Source organism: Colwellia sp. BRX8-5, assembly GCF_014077325.1.
GTDB lineage: Bacteria > Pseudomonadota > Gammaproteobacteria > Enterobacterales > Alteromonadaceae > Colwellia_A.
Genome location: NZ_JACGVR010000066.1, coordinates 1 through 1663, shown reverse-complemented (window position 1 = coordinate 1663; position 1663 = coordinate 1). Strand labels below are relative to the sequence as shown.

At 41.9% G+C, this 1663-nt stretch carries 1 protein-coding gene; it reads left to right on the top strand.

Annotated features, from left to right (window positions below; genetic code table 11):
- Positions 1 to 1663: tandem-95 repeat protein (locus H4J62_RS19865; protein ID WP_182231376.1), on the top strand; the 1663-nt coding region annotated here is incomplete at both ends.

The window sequence follows — 1663 nt, the reverse complement described above, 5'->3', positions numbered from 1 at the left end:
ACTGAAGGTGAGTTAACTTTAAATACCGATGGTAGTTATACCTTCACACCTAATGATAATTTCAACGGTGCTGTTCCTGTTATTACATATACAGTTACCGATGGTGCTGGTGACACTCAGAGTTCTACCCTAACTATTTCAGTGACACCGGTTTCAGATCTGAGTGATGATAGTGAAACGGTTACGATAGCAGAAGATACAACAGCAACAGGTAATGTCCTCGATAACGCAGCAACTGCAGACGGTCCTTTAACTGTTACAAGCTTTACTGTTGGTGGGAATACGTACAATGCAGGTGACACGGTAAGTCTTGCTGAAGGCGAACTCACTTTAAATGCAGATGGTAGTTATACTTTTATACCGAATGATAATTTCAACGGTGCTGTACCTGTTATTACTTATACTGTCACAGATGGTGCCGGTGATACCGAAAGTTCTACGCTAACAATTTCAGTGACACCAGTTTCTGATCTAAGTGACGATAATGAAACCGTAAGTGTCGCAGAAGATGCAACTGCTACAGGTAATGTCCTCGATAATGCAGAAACAGCAGACGGTCCAATGACCGTCACTAGCTTTACTGTTGGTGGGAATACCTACAATGCAGGTGATACGGTTACTCTTACGGAAGGCGAGTTAACTTTAAATACCGATGGTAGTTACACTTTTACACCGAACGATAACTTCAATGGTGCTGTGCCTGTGATTACTTATACCGTCACAGATGGTGCTGGTGATACACAGAGTTCTACCCTAACAATTTCAGTGACACCCGTGTCTGATCTAAGTGATGATAGTGAAACTGTTACGATAGCTGAAGATACAATTGCTACAGGTAATGTCCTGGATAACGCAGCAACTGCAGACGGTCCTTTAACTGTTACAAGCTTTACGGTTGGTGGGAATACCTATAATGCAGGTGATACCGTTATTCTTACGGAAGGCGAGTTAACTTTAAATACCGATGGTAGTTATACCTTCACACCAAATGACAATTTCAACGGTGCTGTGCCTGTGATCAGCTACACCGTTACTGATGGTGCCGGTGATACCGAAAGTTCTACACTAACAATTTCAGTGACACCGTTTTCTGATTTAACTGATGATAGTGAAACGGTCACGATAGCTGAAGATACGATTGCTTCAGGTAATGTGCTTGATAATGCTGAAACAGCAGACGGTCCAATGACTGTCACCAGCTTTACAGTTGGTGGGAATACGTATAATTCAGGTGATACCGTTACTCTTACGGAAGGCGAAATCACTTTAAATGCAGACGGTAGTTACACTTTTACACCGAATGATAACTTTAATGGCAGTGTGCCAGTGATCAGTTACACCATTACCGATGGTGCTGGTGACACAGAAATTTCAACTTTAACAATTTCAGTAACACCTTTATCAGATCTTACTGATGACAATGAATCTGTTACAACAGCTGAAGACACAACCGCAACAGGCAATGTCCTCGATAATGCTGAAACAGCAGACGGTCCACTAACCGTAACGAGTTTTACTGTTGGTGGTAATACATATAGTGCAGGTGACACCGTTACCCTCACTGAAGGTGAGTTAACTTTAAATACCGATGGTAGTTATACCTTTACACCTAATGACAATTTCAACGGTGCTGTTCCTGTAATTACTTACATTGTTACTGACG